15 protein-coding genes are annotated in these 18,045 nt (G+C 73.6%); 7 read left to right on the top strand and 8 right to left on the bottom strand.

What is annotated here, in order from left to right:
* Positions 1–241 precede the first annotated feature (241 nt).
* The 3 genes from uvsE to NAEX_RS41325 all read right to left on the bottom strand — a co-directional run bounded on the left by uvsE (position 242) and on the right by NAEX_RS41325 (position 3,268).
* Positions 242–1,156: a UV DNA damage repair endonuclease UvsE gene (uvsE, locus tag NAEX_RS41335; protein ID WP_096332962.1), complete on the bottom strand. Its 915-nt coding sequence runs from the start codon at positions 1,154–1,156 to the stop codon at positions 242–244.
* Between the two features lie 440 nt (positions 1,157–1,596).
* Positions 1,597–2,193 (bottom strand): hypothetical protein, encoded by a 597-nt coding sequence (locus NAEX_RS41330; protein WP_143140673.1) that lies wholly within the window; start codon positions 2,191–2,193, stop codon positions 1,597–1,599.
* 193 nt (positions 2,194–2,386) lie between these two features.
* Positions 2,387–3,268 carry a hypothetical protein gene (locus tag NAEX_RS41325; protein WP_096332960.1) on the bottom strand — a complete coding sequence of 294 codons (882 nt, stop codon included), beginning with the start codon at positions 3,266–3,268 and terminating at the stop codon, positions 2,387–2,389.
* A 643-nt stretch (positions 3,269–3,911) separates the two neighbouring features.
* On the opposite strand from NAEX_RS41325, the gene NAEX_RS41320 reads away from it, so the two are divergent.
* The 5 genes from NAEX_RS41320 (at position 3,912) to NAEX_RS41305 (ending at position 9,481) form a co-directional block, all read left to right on the top strand.
* Complete coding sequence (locus tag NAEX_RS41320) at positions 3,912–5,639, top strand: serine/threonine-protein kinase (protein ID WP_096332959.1); 1,728 nt, start codon at positions 3,912–3,914, stop codon at positions 5,637–5,639.
* The gene (locus NAEX_RS41315) at positions 5,636–6,901 is read left to right on the top strand and encodes a vitamin K epoxide reductase family protein (RefSeq protein WP_170136446.1); all 1,266 of its coding nucleotides are present in this window, start codon (positions 5,636–5,638) and stop codon (positions 6,899–6,901) included. The genes NAEX_RS41320 and NAEX_RS41315 overlap by 4 nt, the downstream gene beginning before the upstream one ends.
* A gap of 8 nt (positions 6,902–6,909) precedes the next feature.
* Positions 6,910–7,923 (top strand): hypothetical protein, encoded by a 1,014-nt coding sequence (locus NAEX_RS41310; protein ID WP_096332958.1) that lies wholly within the window; start codon positions 6,910–6,912, stop codon positions 7,921–7,923.
* Positions 7,924–8,166: 243 nt separating this feature from the next.
* Positions 8,167–8,328, top strand: coding sequence for a hypothetical protein (locus NAEX_RS51530; RefSeq protein WP_170136445.1), 162 nt, complete (start codon positions 8,167–8,169; stop codon positions 8,326–8,328).
* Positions 8,329–8,950: 622 nt separating this feature from the next.
* On the top strand, positions 8,951–9,481 hold the full coding sequence (locus tag NAEX_RS41305; protein ID WP_096332957.1) for a DUF3291 domain-containing protein: 531 nt from the start codon (positions 8,951–8,953) through the stop codon (positions 9,479–9,481).
* A gap of 79 nt (positions 9,482–9,560) precedes the next feature.
* On the opposite strand, the gene NAEX_RS41300 is transcribed toward NAEX_RS41305, so the two are convergent.
* Positions 9,561–11,324, bottom strand: coding sequence for a S53 family peptidase (locus tag NAEX_RS41300; RefSeq protein ID WP_170136444.1), 1,764 nt, complete (start codon positions 11,322–11,324; stop codon positions 9,561–9,563).
* A 213-nt stretch (positions 11,325–11,537) separates the two neighbouring features.
* Complete coding sequence (locus tag NAEX_RS41295; RefSeq protein WP_096332955.1) at positions 11,538–12,005, bottom strand: nuclear transport factor 2 family protein; 468 nt, start codon at positions 12,003–12,005, stop codon at positions 11,538–11,540.
* Between the two features lie 145 nt (positions 12,006–12,150).
* On the opposite strand from NAEX_RS41295, the gene NAEX_RS41290 reads away from it, so the two are divergent.
* Positions 12,151–13,743, top strand: coding sequence for a sigma-54-dependent Fis family transcriptional regulator (locus tag NAEX_RS41290; protein WP_170136443.1), 1,593 nt, complete (start codon positions 12,151–12,153; stop codon positions 13,741–13,743).
* 9 nt (positions 13,744–13,752) lie between these two features.
* On the opposite strand, the gene NAEX_RS41285 is transcribed toward NAEX_RS41290, so the two are convergent.
* Positions 13,753–14,058, bottom strand: coding sequence for a putative quinol monooxygenase (locus tag NAEX_RS41285; RefSeq protein ID WP_096332953.1), 306 nt, complete (start codon positions 14,056–14,058; stop codon positions 13,753–13,755).
* Positions 14,059–14,243: 185 nt separating this feature from the next.
* Entirely contained in the window at positions 14,244–14,699 is a 456-nt protein-coding gene (locus NAEX_RS41280) for a hypothetical protein (RefSeq protein WP_096332952.1), read from the bottom strand.
* 335 nt (positions 14,700–15,034) lie between these two features.
* On the opposite strand from NAEX_RS41280, the gene NAEX_RS54130 reads away from it, so the two are divergent.
* Positions 15,035–17,458, top strand: a complete 2,424-nt coding sequence (locus tag NAEX_RS54130; protein WP_096332951.1) for a hypothetical protein — start codon at positions 15,035–15,037, stop codon at positions 17,456–17,458.
* Between the two features lie 240 nt (positions 17,459–17,698).
* Here NAEX_RS54130 and NAEX_RS41265 read toward each other — a convergent pair whose 3' ends face one another.
* A complete protein-coding gene (locus NAEX_RS41265) occupies positions 17,699–17,956 on the bottom strand; it encodes a hypothetical protein (protein WP_096332949.1) in 258 nt (85 codons plus the stop codon).
* Between the last annotated feature and the right edge of the window lie 89 nt (positions 17,957–18,045).

The raw sequence follows: 18,045 nt of genomic DNA, 5'->3' as shown, positions 1-18,045 counted from the left end.
CGCGCTCGAGTGTCGGGCAGAGACGAGACGCTACACGAGCACGACGAGCTTTTTTTCGGCAGTCCGTGAGCGGTCACCAGCCGGGGCGAGCCGGCGCGTTATCGCGCTGCGGCTCGAGGGCCTGCGGACCTCGCCGAAGCGCAGACACGGGTCGACGTCGCATCGCGTCGCGCGGTGGGACGAGCGCATCGGCCATCGGCAGCGCGGCCCGAAGCCTCGGCGCCCTCGACGTACGACCGGCTCAGGCCGCCTGGCGTCGCGCCTGCGCGGCGACCCACCGCGCCAGCCGCAGCACCGCCTGCTCCTTGGCCTTGGCCTCGACGTCGACGGTGATCCTGCGGCCCAGCCACGCGCGCGGCACGTCGCTCGGGCGCACGTGGTCGTCGTGGATGAGCGGCTGCTTGCTGTCCCAGCCGCCCTTCGGGCTCGAGATGTGGGCCCACGGCTCGCGCGCCCCCCAGGTCGCGGCCGCCAGCTCGATCGCCTCGTCGACCTCGATCCGGCCGGGCAAGCAGCGGTGGTGATGGACGTCGTGGACGAGCGGCAGCCCGGCGCGGGCGCACACGGGCAGGAGGTCGTCGACGGTGAACACGCGATCGTCGTTCTCGAGGGCGATCCGCTCGCGCGCTCGCGGCGACAGGCGATCGAGGCCGCGCTCCAGCCGCGCGAGCGCGGTCGCCTTGTCGGGCTGGCCGCCGCCGCCGTGCAGCGTGATCTGTTCGGCGCCGACGAGCTCGGCCATGCGCCCGTGGTGCTCGAGCTCGGCGAGCGAGCTCTCGACCACCGCCGGCGAGGCCGAACCGGGGACCACGAATTGATCGGGGTGAAAGCTCAGGCGCACGTCCTTCGCCCGCGCCAGCTCGCGCACGGCCGCGAGCCGCCGCTCCACGCCGCTCCACGTCGGCAGCTCCTCGAGGGCGTAGCCGACCTCCGGGTGCGTCGCGAGCGGGAACAATTGCGAGGAGATCCGGAAGGCGCCGATTCGATGCTCGGCGCACCAGGTCACCGCCGCGGCCAGCGCCTCGGCGTTCGCGACCGCGATCTCGCCCAGGTACAGCCGCTGCGCCGGGCGCGGCTTGGCGCCGACGACCCGGGCGGTCGCGTGACGGAACTTGATCGGCTCGTCGAGGAAGGTGCAGCAGAGGCCTAGTCGCACGAGTTCAGCATGCGCCGTACTGCCCCCATTCACAATCGCGCCACCGCGGCCGACGCCCGTGATTCGCCGCTCTCGCGCTGCGGTGCGAGCATTCACGCGGCGGGCACAGCGGCGGCCGAGGCCGGCGGCGACGCCCGATCGGTGTGGCGTCCCGAGCGTCACGCCGGCGACCCGGAGCTGGTGCCGCCGACCCCGAATCGCCGCACCTGCGCCGTCGCGCGAGGGCTGGTGGCGACGCCGGCGGATCAATCCATACGCGGCGAACGAGCAGCCCATACGCGGCGAACGAGCAGCCCATACGCGGCGAACGAGCAGCCCATACGCGGCGAACGAGCAGCCCATACGCGGCGAACGAGCAGCACGCCGGACGATCCAGCCCCTCCGGCCGCGCACGCCGCACCCGCCGTCGGGCGAATGCGACGGTTCCACCTGCCAGGCGCTCACGCCGTCGCGTTGGTCTCGAGGCCGAGCTCGCTCTCCTCGCGCTTCCAGGCGCGGGCCAGCATCGTCCGGCTCTGGCGCTCGAGGTCGGCGACCGGCAGATTGTCCTCGCGGAGCTCCTGCGCCACCAGGCTCGGCAGGATCCGGTCGATGTGCATCACCAGGCGGGCCGCGTCGCGGTAGCCCTGCTCGGCCAGCACGGCCGTCTCGCGGTCGCCGAGGCCGTTCGCGGTGGTGAACAGCATGAGGTAGCTGACCGCGACGAGCGACAGGAACGTGTAGTCGTCGCGGATCGCCTTGCACGCGCTCAGGGGGCGCACGCGGCTGACGAGGCCGGCGACGAAGCCCGTGACCGTGGTGACGGCGTCCTTGATCGGCTGGGTGACTTTGCCGCCGAGCGCCGCGGCGCGCGCGTCGAGCAGCTTGAGGTGGCCCTCGAGCGTGCGCTGGAACTCCTGCACGGCGCCGAGCGCCTGCAGGTGGCTCGTGCCGGTCAGCATGCGCGCCTGGCGGTCGATGGCCCGCAGGCCGTGATTCACCAGCGCGTGCATGTCCGTGATGTAGGTCGTCAGGGTCGCGGTCGTCTTCTCGGTCATGATCTCGTCTCTCGCGTCGTCGGTTCGCGCGCAGGCATGCGACATCGCGTCGCCGCGGCAACCGGGCTGTGCCGGGCGCGTCCACGATTCGCCGCGACCGGCGGGCGCCGAGGGCCGCAGGCCGGCGAATCAGCGCAGCTCGACTCGTCGCGCGCAAGCACCGCCCGAATCGGCGGGCGCCGCGTACGGTCGATCAATCGAGCGAGAAGCTGGTGCCCTCGTAACAACCCGCGAACGAGGTGAGGCTCAGCCCGGTCGCCGCCTCGGCGCCGGCCACCAGCCCCGGCGTGTCGCAGCCGCCGTCGTTCTCCGGCCAGAAGTAGCCGCACGCGGCGAAGAAGTTGAACTGGCCCGACACGTCGGTCACCGTCGCCGCGCCCTGGCCCTGCACGGTGTGCGCGTTGTAGCCGTTGAGGATCACGTGCTCGAGCAGCACCCCGGGCCCGAGGTTCAGCGTGAACGCGACCGGCTCGTACGACGACAGCACCAGGGTCAGCGGCACGTCGGCGCGGGTCACGTCGACCGTGATCGCATTGCCGGCCGCCTGATACACGCCGATCACGTGCAGCTCCTCGGCCTGCGCCATCGGCTCGACGAAGCTCGTCAGCTGGCCGGCCGTACATACCCCCGCGGGCACCGGCGGCCCGACGACCTCGCCGGTGTCGCCGGTGGTGTCGCCGGTCGTCGTCGTGTCGCCGGTCGTCGTCGTCGTCGTGTCGCCGGTCGTCGTCGTCGTCGTCGTCGTCTCCTCGGCGGTCGTGCCGGTCGTCGTCGTCGTCGTGCCGCTGGTCGAGGTGTCCTCGCCGCTCGACGAGCTGGTGTCGACGCCCTGCGTGGTCGAGCCGGTCGTCGTCGTCGTGCCGGTCGTCACCGGGTCGACCGTGGTGCTGCTGGCGTCGGAGTCGCTGCCCGTCGACGTCGTCGTCGTCGCGGTGGCGCCGTCGCTCGTGGTCGGCGTCGGTCCCGTCGTCGTGGTGCTCGAGCTGCTCCCGCCGGAGCCGTCGTCCGTGGTGGCGATGGAGTCGTCGCCGCAGGCGGCGAGCAGCAGACTGAAGAGGAGGACCGCGCGGATCATGCCGCCGATCCTAGGACGTTTCTCGCCCGGATTTCCGCCCGCCGGACCACGCGCCCGTCGGCCGACCGCGCGCCCGGCCGGCCGGGCGCTCCGGCTCGGCTCGGTCGCCATGCGTCCGCCCGAGGGCTGTCCCCCGCTCCCGCCGCCCGATGCCCCGCGGAACGTCGATTCGACGGCCTCGCCCGCGAGCTCGGCTCACCGCCTGCGGACCGGGTCCGGCACCTCGAGATCGCCGCGGAGGTACCCACGAATTCGCCTTCGCCGATCCGGGGTCCGCGCCCACGAGCACCTCCGCGCCCGCCAGGGCCGGATCACGCATCAACGGGTCTTCAGGACATGACCCGTTCGACATGTCTCTTCAGACAGCCATTGCCACCACTGCGGCCGATCCTCGCCCGTCCCGCGGCGGTCGCGCGCTGGCGCGCGAATCAGCAGGGTCGCCGCGACCGGTCGGGGGCGACGCACGTCGGGCGGTCCTGGCATCTCGGCGGCAGTCCCCTCGCCCGACCGGAAGAGGCCGGCAAAGTCACGCCCGACGGCGAAAAAACCGGTGATCCGGTGGGCCCGAGAGGACGCGCAGGGGCCGGCCTGGCGGCCCGGCGGGCCACTTTACCGGCGACGGCGCCGGGGCTAGCCTCGCGTCGTGAAGTTCACCCAGGAGGAGCTCGGCGAGGCGGAGCAGGCCGAGGCGCACGTCACCTCGACGATGCACCCGCCGCCCCGGGCCGACACGCGCGTGGGCGTCCTCCTCGAAGACCGCTACCGGATCATGGAGCGGCTGGGCAAGGGCGGCATGGCGGCGGTGTACCGCGCGGTCGACCGCCAGTCGGGCATGGAGTACGCGGTCAAGTTCCTCGATCGCCGCTTCACGGCCGACCCCGACATGGGCCGACGCTGTCAACGCGAGGCGCGGACGATGGCGGAGATCGAGAGTCGCCACGTGCCGCGGGCGTTCCTGGTCGGCACGACGGCGGAGAACGAGATCTACTTCGTGATGGAGTTCCTGCGCGGCCGCGACCTCGACCAGGTGCTCTCGCGCGAGGGCCCGCTGCCGTGGCGGCGCGCCGCGACGATCGGCCTCCAGCTGTGCGAGGCGCTGGCGGCCGCGCACGCCCGCAACATCATCCACCGCGACGTCAAGCCGTCGAACTGCTTCCTCGTCGAGGGCGGCGACCACGGCGAGGACTTCGTCAAGCTGATCGACTTCGGCATCGCCAAGGACCTCGACGCCAGCGGCGAACAGACCGGCCTCGGCCTGGTGCTCGGCACGCCCGGCTACGTCGCCCCGGAGCTGCTCGCGGGCGAGTCGCGGGCCTCGCCGGCGACCGACGTGTACGGCCTCGGCGTGACGCTCTACAAGCTCATGACCGGGCGCCTGCCGTGGCAGCCCGGCAGCGCCGGCGACATGACCTACGCGCAGATGCACGAGCCGCCGCGGCCGCTGCACGACCACGTGCGCGGCCAGGTGCCGGTGACCGTCGAGGCCGCGGTGATGCAGGCGTTCGAGCGCGACCCGGCGCGGCGGTTCCGCTCGGTCGACGAGGTCACGGCGGCGCTGCGGCTGGCGCTCGCGGAGCCGCGGGCGGTCCCGCCGAGCGGCTCGGCGCTGCGCGAGGCGACGGTGAGGTCGGCGTCGACGGCCGGCCCGAGCTGGCGGCGCGAGGCCGCGATCGCGGCGGCGGTCGCCGCGGCGCTGTTCGGCGGCGCGTGGTCGCTGGCGCCGGCCGACAAGCCGGGTCGCGGCGGCTCGGGCCGGGTCCCGGTCGCCGCCGTGCGCCCGGCGCCGACGCACCAGCTGCTCGTGCGCGAGGCGGCGGTCCGCACCGAGCCGGCCCGCGTGGCCGTGGCGACCCCCGAGACCCGGGCAGCGCCGGCCGAGCCCGCGCCGGCGCCGATCGAGGCCGCGCGCATCGAGGCGCCGGTCGACGTCGCCGCTGCCGCTCCCCCGCCCGTCACCGCGCCCGCCCCCGCGCCCGCCCCTGCGCCCGCCCCGACCTCGACCCCGCCGCCCGCTCCCGGGCCCGCGCGGCCGTTCTCGGCCAGCAAGGTCCAGGCCCAGCTCGATCGCCGGCTGACCGACCTGCGCGTGTGCGCCACGCCCGGGGCCGACCGCCTGCGCTTCACCCTGCTGGTCGCCCCCGACGGCGCCGTCGCCGACGTGCAGGCGACCCCGGCGTCGTTCCGCCAGTGCATCGCCGACCAGCTCGACGGCGTGGTCTTCCCCGCCAGCGACGGCGGCGGCGAGCTGACGTACACGTTCCGGGCCAAGGACGCCGCCAAGCCGGCGCCGTCCGGCAAGACCCCCGCCAAGAAGAAGGCGCAGCCCGAGGACGACATGGCCGACGACCTGCTGCCCGTGGGAGGCAAGTGACCGCGCCGACGATCGCCACGCCCGCCTCGCCCCCGCCGCGGATCCGCGTCGGCGCGTGGTTGACGCTCGCGTCCGGCCTCGTCGGCCTGGCCGTCAGCGCCTGGCTGGTGCGCCTCAAGTTCGGCGCCGACCACCTGTGCGACGCCAGCGGCTGCCCCGGCGGCGAGGACGGCCCGGCCTGCGCCGAGGCGCTGGCGAGCGGCTGGTCGCAGCTGCTCGGGCTGCCGCTCGGCGTGTGGTCGATCGGACATGTCGTGACGACCATGTTCCTCGCGGCCGCGGTGCTGCGCCGGCGCGGGCCGCTGGCCGAGGTCGCCGCGCCCGCGCTGCTGGCGCTCGGCGCCCTCGGGGTCGCCGTGTCGCTGCTGCTCGGGCTGTACGCGTTCACCCAGTTCGCGCACATGTGCCCGTTCTGCGTCGCGCTGTACGGCACCTTGACGGTCGCGTGCGTCGGCGCCCTGCTGGTCCGCGGCGCCGCCCCGATCTGCCCCGGAGGACAGGCGCGCGTCGGCGCCGCCCGGGCCGCGCTGATCTGGGCGCTCGCCACCGGCGGGACCGCGCTCGGCTACCAGCTCGCGGCGCGCGCGGTGACCTGCCCGCCCCCGCCGCCCGATCCGCCGCCCGTCACCCTGGCGGCCACCGTCGACGCCCCGCGGACCGCGGTGATGCTGTTCGTCGATCCGACCTGCCCGCTGTGCCGCCGCGAGCTGCACTTCCTGCAGCAGTCGCTGCCGCGCCTGCGCGCGCACGGGGCCGAGCTGTGGGTCTACCTGTTCCCGCGGGCCAACTGCGACGAGCGCTACTTGCCGTCGCACGAGTTCGTCGACGCCGACGGCAAGCCGCAGACCCACGGCGAGGCGCGCAGCAACAACGCCTGCCTCGGCGCGTTGGCGGCCCTGTGCGCCGAGCGGCTGGCCCCCGGGCGCGGCCTCGACGGCCTGGCCGCCCTGTTCGACCTGCAGGACACCGAGGCGCCGCGGTTCACCACCGACAAGGTCGAGCGGGCGCTCGGCGAGGTCGCCGAGGTGCTCGGCCCCGGCGGCAAGCTGCGCACCTGCATCGACGGCGAGGAGGCGTCGGCGACGCTGGCGGCCCAGCAGCGCTACCTGCTGGCGTGGGTCAAGGCGCGCGGCGGCCGGGTCGGCGTGCCGCAGGCGTTCGTGGTGCCGATCGTCGACGGCGAGCTGCACCTCGACGAGGCCATGCCGGCGACCAGCGCGGGCAAGATCCTCAAGCTCGTCGAGGTCCCCGGCGCGAAGTGATGCTTGCGATGGCGATCGATCGAGTGTCCGCGACCTTGATCGCCCTGACGGCCGGCGTCTGGGCGATGGTGCTGTTCGTGGCCTGGGCCGTGGTCTCCGTGCCGACCGCGGCCGTCGACGACGCGAGCGACGCGCAGCAGTGCGACCCGCGGCGCCCCGACGAGGAGCAGTGCCCCGACGGCCACTGGTGCGTCCACGGCCGGTGTACCCCGCGCGAGGAGCCCCAGGTCGCGCAGCGCGGCGAGCAGTGCCGCGACTGCCCGTGCGACGTCGGCCTGCAGTGCGGCGCCGACCTGCGCTGCCGCCCGCGCGGCGAGCCCGAGGCCCCGGCCCCGACCTGCGGCGATCCTGCCGTCGAGGCGGCCGTCTCGCGGCTGACGCAGGCGTGCCTGCAGCGGCGCACCAGCGTGCAGGACCGCGTCGAGAGCGGCGAGGGCTGCAGCGCCGACGAGTGGCGGGCCCTGCTCGCCAACGACGACGAGATGAACTCGCTGCTGGCCGCCTTCCCCGACCGGCTCGCCGTCTACTTCCCCTCCGGCGAGCCGCGCGCGCGCCAGCCCTGGCCCGATCCGGCCACGCGGGCGCACATGGTCGGCGAGCTCGCGCGCCACGCCAAGGCCCTGCGCGAGGCCAAGATGTTGTTCGTCATCGGCCGCTCGAGCCCCGACGGCAACCCGACCGACGATCACGCGCTGGCCCTGCGCCGGATCAACGCCGTCGAGCGGCTGATCGACCAGGCCCTCGGCCGCGACAAGCCGAGCGAGCGCGGCGAGGGCCCGATGCTGATCGGCTGGGGCGCCCCGAGCGACCGCCCGGTCGCGCTCGAGGCGTTCGTCCGCAACTACGCCGGCACCCAGACCCCGATCGCCACCACCCGCGAAGCCAGCGAGCACCTCGCCGCCGCCTTCGCGGCCGTCCGCGCCGGCGAGCCGATCCCGAACCGCCGCACGCTCGAGCGCGACATCAACCGCGTGGTCCTGGTGATCCCCGTCCCCTGCGCCGGGACCAAGGAGAAGCGGTGAGACGCGTTCCCTGCTGCGCGGCCGCGGTGATCTCAAGCGCCCGCCTCGAGGAGGCAGTGACGCTCGCCACGGCCCGGCGCAGTCCGGTTGCTCTCCATCCTGCGCGCCGACACCAAGAAGACGTGGTGGCGCCCGCCATCCACCGCGTGGTCCCGGGCGCTCCCCGTCGCCCGAAGGAGGCGCGGTGAAGCCCGCCCTCTCCCGCGCGGTCCCCGTCTCCTGCATCGGCATCCAGGAGGCGCGATGAGACCCGCCACCGCCCGCCGCCTGCTGCTCGCCGCCGCCCTGGCCGCGACCACGGCCGTGGCCGCGGCCGCGGCCGGCATCTGGCACTTCATGCAGGTCCGAAGGGACATGTCCCGAGCGCTGGAAGCCTGCGCCTGCTGCGAGGATCCCGCCCCTTGACGGAGCTGAGCGTCTCCCGACCTGGCGCTTCAGACATGCCCCATGAGCCATGCGCTGCATCGCTCGCGCCCACGCTCGCCCGGCCGCGCGAAGGCGGAAGCGGACGCCGACGGTGATGTTCTCGTAAAACCTGGACCTCCCGCCCCCGGCGACCGGCCGCGGGCGGATCCTCCGGCGGATGACCCGGCTCCCTCTCGCAGCGCTGGTGCTCCTGGTCGCCTGCGAGCCGCCCGCGGTCACGACGGAGCGGGCCGAGCTCCCCGCCCTGCGGTGTTCGCTCGACGTGCCGGCCGGCACCCGGGTCGAGCTCGCGGACGATCCCCCGCGACCAGAACAGCTCGACCAGCGCCGCCGAGGTCGTCCGGATCGCATGCCTCAAGTCGTTCTCCTTCACGAGCAGCGGGCCTGTCGCCGACCGGGTCCGGCCCGCGGATCACCGCCGCCGCGCGTCGCCCGGGCGACGAGCTCACGCGCGTGCGCATCGGCCGGCGAAGCCGCGAGGACGATCGCGCCCTGCGCTGCGAACGGCGCCCCCCGAGGCGACTGGCGCGCCCATCGCTGTTTGCAGGCCTCGCGATCGCCGCGGTGACACTTCCGGCCGCGCGCGGTGTTGAGGGCGGACATGCAGCCCCGAACCGCCTTCTATGCGCTCTCTCTGCTCCTAACTGCCTGCGACACCAACGAGGACCCGCCGCAGGACGAGCCGACCATCGCCGAGCTGGCCGCGTGCGACGAGTCCGACCTCGAGATCAGCCCTTTCATGGGCCCCGCGTTCGACGACACCGGCAAGCTGATCGCCCCGCTGCCGCTGCCGCACGTGGTCGCCACCACCGTCGGCTGGCACACGCCGGACCAGACCGACGCCCTGGCGGCCGAGACCCAGCCGCCGATGATGGACCTCTTCACCCACGACGGCCTGCTCGGCGCCGCCTTCGCCACCTCCGAGCGCTGCGGCAGCGCCCGCACCATCTCGCTGTGGCGCGACGACGCCGCGCGCATGAAGTTCGTGTTCGGCACCGTCCACAGCAAGGCGATCAAGAACGGCCTCAAGCACACCCAGGGGTGGGAGACCACCAACTGGAGCGAGACCGAGGCCGATCAGCCGCCGACCTGGGAGGACGTGCGGCGGCGGCTGAACGAGCTCCGCCAGTGAAGTCATGTCCTCGAGAGCATGCCCCATGCAGCATGCCCTCGAGGACATTGCACTTCGGACATTCCCCAAGAGACATCTCCTACGGCAGCGCCAGCGCGAGCATCGCCACGTCGGGGGCGCCGAGCCCGGTCGGATAGTCCCAGCCGGGCCCGGCCTGATAATGCTCGGTGAAGCCGTACAGGATGTCGCGGAAGGTCGAGCGGGTCGGCTGGTGCCCGTACAGGATCGGGTTCAGGAAGCCGACGCGCGGCAGGCCGAGGCTGCGGCGGTAGCCGTTCACCACCGCGATCATCCCGGCGAACGCCGGCGCGGCGAACGACGTGCCGCCGAAGAACTCCCACTTGGCCCAGCGGCGCATCCACATCGGGTACTCCGTCGACGAGCTCAGCGCCAGGTCGGCCATCGCGCGCCGGTCGGCGGTCACGTCGGCGTCCTGCCAGTACGGGCGGGCGAACGTCTTCGCCAGCCCCGAGCCCGACATCTGCCACGCCCACTCCTTCTCGATCACCCCCTCTTGCGAGGCGATGAGCTGCGTCCCGCCGACGCACGTCACGTACGGGCTCGAGCACGGCGTGTCGGGCTTGCCCGAGTCGCCGCTGGCCGACACCAGCGTCATCCCGATCGCCGCGCCCATCAGCGCCGATTCGTCGTACTGGTGGCGCAGCGGCTTGGGCTCGGAGTCCTCGCGATGGGCGAACGAGAACGTCAGCACGTCGACCTCGTCGGCCGCGATCGCGTGGTTCCAGGTGAACAGCAGCGACGTGTTGCGCGCGTCGGGGCCCTCGTAGACCACCGCCTCGGCGCCCGGCGCCAGCGCCGTCGCCCACTGGACGTCGAGCGCCGTCTCGGTCACGCGCTCGAACACCGGCTCCATCACCGGCACGCGCTTCGGCAGCGCGCGCTCGACCCCGAACGACTTCCAGAAGATCTGCAGGTCGATCGCATGATAGGTGCCGGCCGCGACCACCCCGACCGAGGACCCGCGCCCCGTGAACCCGGCGTCGAACAGCGGGTGCATGTTGTACGCCCCGTAGAACGCCCGCGGCCCGTACGCCTCCGGCCCCGGCGGGTCGGGCACCACCTTGCCCACCTCGGGCGTCAGCTCGCCCTTCTCGGCCGGCAGGTCGGCGGTCGCCAGCCCGTTGGTGCGCTCGGCGACGAACTTCGGCAGCGTGAACCTGTCGAGCGTGCAGTAGACCGGGAACGGCGGGTCGTCCCACAGCGGGTTTTTGCGCATGCAAATGTGCAGCTCGGTCTGGAACGTCGCGTTGAAGTCGGCGACCGTGCCCGAGAACTGGACCAGCAGCCGGTTCTTGGCCTCGAAGTCGATCGTGAACCCGCGCGAGCGCAGCCAGTTCTCGATCAGCGCCACCTCGGTCGGGTCGGGCGCGTGCTCGGCCATCCACTGCTCCACCGTCATGTAGCTGCGGAACAGCGGGCTGCCGGGCGCGTACATCAGCGCCACGCGGCTCTCGAGCAGCTCGCGCTGGCGGGTCGGGAACCCGAGCAGGGCCCGGAACCCGGCGTCGGGCGGGGCCGGGCCCTGATCGTCGTAGACCCCCGGCAGCGGGCTCGGCAGCCCGTCGGGCTTCGCGGTCGGCACCATCTCGCTCGGCGGCAGGCAGGTCGGATCGTCGCCGCACGGGCCGACCGGATCGTCGGGCCCTGTCGTCACCCAGCCGCTCGAGCCCGACCAGCCGACCATCGTCTCGAACCCGTCGTCGACCGAGCCGGTGCCGCTGCCGAACGACGCCGTCGCGGTGCCCACGGCCTCCGGCTCGCCGCACCCGGCGACGAGCGCCAGCGCGGCCCACCACGACGCGACACCGACGAGACGGCCCACCGCATGACCCGCGCGAATCATCATACATCGCCCCCTGTGCCGGGAGTCGCGTCCGGTGAAATCCGGGCGTGGCGGCACGGCTTGACCGTGTTCCAGCTTCACCGGCCCGCAAGCAGTCTCATGCGATTTGCCGGGAGCGCCCGCGCCGGGCCACGAATCACCACACCACGCGCGGGCGAGCGGCCGGCGATTGTCGCCGCTCGCGGCCGCCGCTCACGGGCGGCCGGCCATGAACGCCTCGAGCTGGCGCCGCGCCTTGCGTTGCAGCGAGCGCTCGAAGAAGCCGGTCCACCCGAGCACGAGCCCCGGCAGGCCCACCGCCTGCCGCGCCCACGCCCACAGCGGGAACTCGTCGTCGTGGCGCACGATCTTGCCGTCGCGGAATTCGAAGCGCGCCTCGACCACGTTGTGCACCTTCCGCCCGGTGCCGAACGTGTACCACGCCTCCCAGTGCGCCGAGCCGCGCTGGTCGTCGGCCGTCACGTCGCGGAACTCGATCTTCAGGTCCTTGCCGCGCTCGCACAGCATGCGCCACATCTCGCCGGCCTCGCGCCCGCGCAGGCCCGGGAACGCGTGGTCGCTGAACACCACGTCGTCGGCGTAGCAGGCCGCCATCCCGGCCGCGTCACGGGCGGCGAAGCAGGTGTAAAAGCGCTGGATGGTCTCGGCGTTGGGGTGCATGCGCGCCGCGAGTCTACCCCAGCGACGGCCGCCGCAGCGCCCCGGAGGTCCCCTGCGCGCCCGCGCTCGCTTTCGCCCCGCGGCCCCCGGGCGCGCGAGCGCGGGGCTTGATCGCCGCATTCGTCACGGCCTACCTTCCTTCGAAGTGAGCGAGGAAGGCCCCTTCGTCGCGGCCGGCGACGACGACGCGCTGCGGCTGCCCGACAGCGCCGACCTGCTCAAGCACCTGCGCTTCTCGCCGAAGGACGGCCGGATCACCCTCGGCGACGAGCGCATGGTCCTCGTCCACGTCGGCGCCCTCGCGGCGCTGCGGCGCGAGCTGATCGCGGCGCTCGGCGTGGCGCGGGCGCGGGCCGTGCTGACGCGCATGGGCTACGTCTCCGGCCAACGCGACGGCGAGCACGCCCGCCGGGTCCGCGGCACCGCCAGCTACTACGATTTGTTCGCCGCCGGTCCGCAGCTCCACGCGCTCGAGGGCATGGTCGCCGTGCGCCCGCTCGAGGTGCAATTCGACATCGAGCGCGGCCACTTCCGCGGCGAGTTCGCCTGGCGCAGCTCGGCCGAGGTCGAGGCCCACCTCGACAGCGAGGGCCGCGCGGCCGAGCCGGTGTGCTGGAACTTGATCGGCTACGCCAGCGGCTTCACCACCGTCTTCATGGGCCGGCCGATCGTCTTCCGCGAGGTCGCCTGTCGCGCCTGCGGCGCGCGTCACTGCCGGATCGTCGGTCGCCCGCTGGGCGACGGCCCGCCCCCGCCCGAGTTCGAATTCCTGGCCACGCACCCGCCTCCGCGCCCGCCCGGCGACGCCGCCACCCCGCCCCCGCGCGACGACGGCCCCGTCATCGGCTGCGCCACCGGTCTGCGCGCCGCCTGGGCCCTGGTCGAGCGGGTCGCCGGCGCCGAGCTCCCGGTCCTCCTCGAGGGCGAGCCCGGCGTCGGCAAGCGCCACCTCGCCCGCGCCGTCCACGATCGCAGCCGCCGCGCCGCCGGCCCCTTCGTCGTCGTCCGCGCCGGCGCCCTCGACCGCGCCGGCCTCGACGACGCGCTCGCGCGGGCCCGCGGCGGCAGCCTGCTGGTCGCCGACCTCGATCGCCTCTCGCCTGACCTTCAGGACAGATTACTTCACGCCTTCGACCTCGGCGATCACGACCTGCGCTGGCTCGCCAGCACGCGGGTCGACCTGCGGCGCGGCGGCCTCGTGCGCGACGAGCTGGTCCAGCGCCTCGGCGCCTTCCCGATCTGGCTGCCGCCGCTGCGCGAGCGGCGGGAGGACATCCCGCTGCTGCTGGGCCGCTTCCTCGATCAGCAGGCGCGCGCGCTCGGGCGGCGCCTCGGCGGCGTGACCGAGGCGGCCAACAACGCCCTCCTCGACCACGACTACCCCGGCAACGTGCGCGAGCTGTGGGGCCGGGTCGCGCGCGCCGCGGTGCTCGTCGGCGACGACGAGCCGGTCGATCGCGGCCACCTCTTCGGCGGCGACGAGGCTCCACCCGCGCGCCTCGAGCTCGCGCCCGCCGGCGTGCTGCAGCCGATCCGCCCCGCGACCGATCCGGCCGCGCCCGGCGTCGACGACCTGATCGACGCCCTGCTCGATCGGCGCGCCGGCATCGAGGCCCTCGAGCAGGCCCTGATCCGCGGCGCCGTCACCCGCGCCGGGGGCAACCTCGCCGCGGCCGCGCGCCTGCTCGGGCTCACCCGGCCGCAGCTCGCCTATCGCTTCCGCAAGACCGACGGCTGAGCCGCGCGCTCACGCGATCTGGCTGTAGCGCACGATCTGCGGCGGCGCGGCCAGCAGCGGCCCGAGCTTGCCCAGGACCTCCCCGACGTGCGGGCTCGTCATGTGCGCGTCGACCGAGGCCGGCCCGTCCCAGTGCTCGATCGTGATCAGTTGGTTCGGGTTCGACGATTGCTGGTGGACGTCGAAGCGCAGGTTGCCCGGCTGCTTGCGGCTCGTGCGCGCCAGCTCGCCGAGCAGCGCCGCCAGCTCGGCGACGTGGTCGGGGTGGGCCTGGAGGGTCGCGACGACGTGGACGTGATCGTGGGCAGTGGTCATGGCGCGAGGCTGGCTTCGCGGCGGCCCGCTGTCACTTGCGCATATCGTCGATCGCCCGGCCCGTTCGGGCCGCTCGATCTCACCGAATGATGCACCCCGCGCATTCGCGCGCCGGACTCCCCACGTCCGGCGCACGTCGCCGCGTTCAGGAATCGGGCGCCGCGCGGGTCCGCGCGGCGCCCGCTTCAATTCAGCAGCTTGATCTCGGTCACGATGCCGCCCTCGACCGCGACCTCGAATTCGTTGAACGTCCCGTCGCAGGCGCTCGTGGCCTGCACGTAGCGGCCGGTCTTCGGCCCGCTCGTGCAGCGGATGAAGGTGTGGAACGCCACCTCGCGCTCGCCGGCGGCGCGGCGCTGCGTGTCCGCGGGCGGGCCCCAGGCCATGAACGCCGCGAACTCGTGCGACCCGGCCTGGAGCTCGCCGCGCTTCGCCGCCGCGCGCTCGGCCTCCGGGAGCGCCTGCCACCTGTCCCAAAGGCCCTTGCTCTCGAGGAAGGCTTGCCGCTGCGCCTTCGGCACCTTCAGGTAGGCCGCGCGGTCCTCCGCGCTGTCGAGGTTCTGGTAGAAGCGCCGGTCGAGGCCCCGGAGACGCTCGGGCGACGAGGCGCAGGCCAGGGCGCCGCACACGAGCGTGCCCACGAGTGTACGAAAGATCGGGTGTGACATCGGTACCTGCGGTCGGCGACGACCGGCGTCCGCGCGCGGTCCGTCGAGCGTGTCGCCTCGACGGTCACGGCCCGTCGTCGCTTCTGACGCGCGCGTCAACCGGCGGTAAACGGCGAGCGCGTCCGCGTTCACAAATCGCCGTCGTCGCCGCCCGCGTTCGTCGCGCCTCGTGTTCGGCCCGAGGACCGTCGTCGCTCGCGGACAAGCGCAGAAACAGCCCGGGGGCCCGCCGGGTTGATCGGCCCAGGGTCCTGTGATGATCTTCGCCGGCGATGCAGCGAACGAGGTTGGGTCGGAGTACTGGTTTGATGTTGTGGTTCGTCGGCGCGGTCGGCTGCGGCGACAACGGGGGCACGGTCACTGCCAGCGAGGGCAACACCGGTTCCAACACCACCGGCACCACCGACGGCACCGCCGGCACCGAGCCCACCACCACCGTCGTCCCGACCACCGGGCCGACCTCGGGCGGCATGACGGCGGGCGAGACGATGACGGGCACCACCGCCGTCACCACCGACGTCACCACCGGCACCACCGACCCGATCACCGGCACCAGCACCACCGGCGACGACCTGTGCGAGGGCGGCACCCTGTGCGGCCAGCCGGCCACCTGCTGTCCGGCCGGCAACGAGTGCCTCGACGACAACTGCCTGCCGCTGTGTGACAGCGGCGTCCACTGCGGCCCGAGCCTCGAGTGCTGCGCCGTCGGCCAGCTGTGCTCGGGGGCCGAGTGCGTCACTCCGGGCGCCCCGTGCCAGGACTCCTACGACTGCCAGCCCGGCGAGTACTGCGAGCAGACCCTCGGCCAGTGCCTGCCGCAGCCCGATCCGCTGACCTGCGAGATCGTGCCCGAGTTCGACACCCTCAACGCGATCCCCGAGTGGTCGTGGATCGAGGAGGAGGTGTTCTCGAGCCCCGCGGTCGCCGACCTCGACGGCGACGGCACGCCCGAGGTCGTCATCAACACCACCCGCTACAAGGAGTCCGACGATTACACCGTCGGCGTGATCATCGTCCTCGACGGGGCCACCGGCGTCGAGAAGTTCCGCATCGACCACGACCCGAACAACAACAAGTTCGGCTCGCACGGCCGCACCACCATCGCCGTCGGCGACGTCAGCGGCGACGGCCTGCCCGACATCGTCTACGCCGGCCGCACGATCGGCGGCAAGAGCCCGATCCACGCCGTCGACGGCACGGGTGCCTGGCTGTGGACCTCGCACTCGCCCAACCCGAACACCCTCTCGCCGACCACCCGCGTCGACAACGGCGGCGTCACCCTCGCCAACTTCGACGACGACGAGCAGGCCGAGATCGTCATCGGCGCCACGCTGTTCGACCACGACGGCCTCGTCGTGTGGAACCTGAACAACAACGGCGGCATCGTCGGCTCGCCGCCCGACTACCAGGGCGGCCTCTCGGCCGTCGCCGACATGACCGGCGACGGCTACCCCGAGATCATCAGCGGCAAGCAGGCGTGGTCGGTCGCCTGGACCGCGGGCGACCCGCCGACGGTCGCCGTCACCGAGCTGTGGAACAACACCGACGGCGGCGACGGCTGGCCGGCGATCGCCGACCTCGATCAGAACGGCACCCCCGAGGTCATCCTGGCCGCCAGCGGCTTCGTGCGCGTGCTCGACGGCCTCACCGGCAAGCTGTGGTGCGGCATCGATCCGACCGGCGTCATGTGCGAGGGCAACGACGCCATGCGGACCCAGCCGCGGGCCATCCCGGGCGGCGGTCTCGGCGGTCCGCCGACGGTCGCCGACTTCGACGGCGACGGCCGGCCCGAGCTCGCGGTCGCCGGCGCCTCGCGCTACACCGTGTTCGACCTCAACCGCGACGGCGAGGAGATCGTCAAGCCCAACGGCGACCCGATGCCGGCGGCCGGCGCCATCTACCGCCGCTGGTCGGCCACCACCCAGGATCAGTCGTCGAACGCCACCGGCTCGTCGGTGTTCGACTTCCAGGGCGACGGCGCCGCCGAGGTCACCTACAACGACGAGTGCTACGCCCGCGTCTACTCCGGCAAGGACGGCACCGTCCTGTTGCAGGTCGAGAACTCGAGCGCCACCGTCCACGAGTACCCGCTGGTCGTCGACGCCGACGCCGACGGCAACTCGGAGATCCTCATGGTCGCCACCAACGTCGGCGGCTGCAACGCGCAGGGCTACCAGCAGCGCCGCGGCGTCTTCCTCTACGGCGACGCCGGCGACGGCTGGGTGCCGACGCGGCGCGTGTGGACGCAGCACACCTACCACGTCACCGGCACCACCTCGGCCGGCAACGTCCCGGCCAAGGAGGCCGACAACTGGACCACGCCGGGCCTCAACAACTACCGCCAGAACGTCCAGGGCGAGGGCGTGTTCAACGCCCCCGACCTCACCGTCGAGCTCTCGATCGGCCTCGGCTTCTGCGCCGAGCAGCTCGAGCTCATCGCCACCGTCCGCAACGAGGGCGCCCTCGGCGTGCCGGCCGGCGTGATCGTCGACTTCTACCAGGGCCAGGACGCCACCGGCACCCTGCTGCAGAGCACCGTCACCGCCGCCGCCCTCCTCCCCGGCGGCTCGGAGAAGGTCAAGCTGCTGGTCCAGGCCCCGCCGGGCGACATGACCGCCGACTTCTACGTCGAGATCGACGAGGCCAGCAAGGGCGACGGCGCGATCCTCGAGTGCAACGAGGACAACAACAGCGACCTCACCACCTCCGCCGCCTGCCCCGCGCCGGGCTGATCGGTCTCCGGGGGCATGTTCTCCAGGACATGCCCCGAAGGTCCTGCCCCCGGGGACATGCCTAAATGGCCATGTCCTCGACCCTCGAGCGGGCCGCCAGCGCCGGCAGGCGCACCACGCCCACGCACACGTCGTCGCAGGGGCCCACCCCGTCCGCGCCGCGCGAGCACACGCGCCGCGCCGCCGGCGTACGACTCCGCTCGTAGCGCCGGCGCCACGGGTCGGCGGCGACCTTCGGCGTCAGGCCGGCCGCCCGCACCTCCGCGCGGTCGCGCGGGCAGCGGCGTGGCGCCGCTCGAACTCCTCGGCCGCGGCCGGCCGCCGGAGGCCCTCGGTCGCCGCGACCCGGGGCTTCGTCAGGCACCCGCACGCGGGGCGCGGCCGCAGCACCCCGAACACGACCACGAGCGTCGACGCCAGGCCGACGACCCAGCCGCACGTGCGGCGGACGAGGGTTTGTCGGAGGGACAGGAATCGCAGGGGCAGCGAGAGGTCCATGCCCGCCCGAGAGCACGCCCCGTGCCAGCGCGGGAAGCGAGCCGAACCGGCTCTCCCGGCGCGCTCGCGGCCCGGCGGCGCGCCAACGC

The organism is Nannocystis exedens (assembly GCF_002343915.1).
Lineage (GTDB): Bacteria > Myxococcota_A > Polyangia > Nannocystales > Nannocystaceae > Nannocystis > Nannocystis exedens.
Note: the sequence above shows the minus strand (reverse complement) of the source record. Positions and strands in the feature narration are given on the sequence as shown.

Excerpts from the sequence above, each read along its gene's own strand:
- NAEX_RS41330 (WP_143140673.1), bottom strand. The coding sequence starts at position 2,193 with ATGACCGAGAAGACGACCGCGACCCTGACGACCTACATCACGGACATG.
- NAEX_RS41325 (WP_096332960.1), bottom strand. The coding sequence starts at position 3,268 with ATGATCCGCGCGGTCCTCCTCTTCAGTCTGCTGCTCGCCGCCTGCGGC.
- NAEX_RS41310 (WP_096332958.1), top strand. The coding sequence starts at position 6,910 with ATGGCGATCGATCGAGTGTCCGCGACCTTGATCGCCCTGACGGCCGGC.
- NAEX_RS51530 (WP_170136445.1), top strand. The coding sequence starts at position 8,167 with ATGAGACCCGCCACCGCCCGCCGCCTGCTGCTCGCCGCCGCCCTGGCC.
- NAEX_RS41305 (WP_096332957.1), top strand. The coding sequence starts at position 8,951 with ATGCAGCCCCGAACCGCCTTCTATGCGCTCTCTCTGCTCCTAACTGCC.
- NAEX_RS41295 (WP_096332955.1), bottom strand. The coding sequence starts at position 12,005 with ATGCACCCCAACGCCGAGACCATCCAGCGCTTTTACACCTGCTTCGCC.
- NAEX_RS41285 (WP_096332953.1), bottom strand. The coding sequence starts at position 14,058 with ATGACCACTGCCCACGATCACGTCCACGTCGTCGCGACCCTCCAGGCC.
- NAEX_RS54130 (WP_096332951.1), top strand. The coding sequence starts at position 15,035 with ATGTTGTGGTTCGTCGGCGCGGTCGGCTGCGGCGACAACGGGGGCACG.
- NAEX_RS41265 (WP_096332949.1), bottom strand. The coding sequence starts at position 17,956 with ATGGACCTCTCGCTGCCCCTGCGATTCCTGTCCCTCCGACAAACCCTC.